Annotated in this window: 1 protein-coding gene; it reads right to left on the bottom strand. The window is 74.4% G+C overall.

Translation table 11 applies throughout. From position 1 onward, the window contains the following. Nucleotides 1-700: glutamate-cysteine ligase family protein (locus IY392_RS17945; RefSeq protein WP_228549605.1), on the bottom strand; the 700-nt coding region annotated here is incomplete at both ends.

The following is a 700-nucleotide window of genomic DNA, read 5'->3' as shown; positions in this document are numbered from 1 at the left end:
TTGGCGGGCGGCCGAGGTGCCGGCCCCGCGGATGCCGTCGAGGAGGTCGTGCACCAGGTCGGCCTCGCCGCCGGCGCTCAGCTGTTCGGCCACCTCCCCCACCAGGTCGGCCAGGAGTTCGGGGGCGGGGCGCGGCAGACCGGTGGTCACGTCCACCAGATCGCCCTCCATCCCCGATCGCGCGGCCCGCCAGCACGCCGCGTCGAGAACCACGGGCGAGGGGTCCTGCCACCCGTCATCGGCGCCCCGTCCGGAGAGGATGCGGTCGACTGTGGCGCGGAACAGGGCGGCGACGACGACCAGGGTGTCCACCGTGCTGCAGGAATCGCACACCCCCAGTTCCACGCCCGACCCGTCCCGGGAGGGCCGGATGTCGACCTCGATCGACTCCCGGCCCACCACCACACCGGTGCCGAGCAGTTCGTCCTCCGCCGCCTGCACCCCGTCGGCGGTATCGGTCGCCACGGCGGTGACGTGCGCGGGCGACCACCGCGCCTCGAAGGTGCGCGTGGAGGCGTACCCGGAGTCCGAGCCATCCGCCCAGTAGGGCGAACTGGCGGCCATCGCCAGCAACACGGGTGCGACGGTGACGGCGCGTCGCGCGACGTACTGGGCCTCGTCCGCATCCGCGACCTGGACCACCACCCGGAACCTCGCCGCCGCCCGGGTCTGCGATTCGCGGCCCGGAGCGGGGTGGGGT

The sequence above is a fragment of the Dietzia sp. SYD-A1 genome, from assembly GCF_015356725.1.
GTDB lineage: Bacteria > Actinomycetota > Actinomycetes > Mycobacteriales > Mycobacteriaceae > Dietzia.
This window is presented reverse-complemented; position numbering and strand designations above follow the sequence as displayed.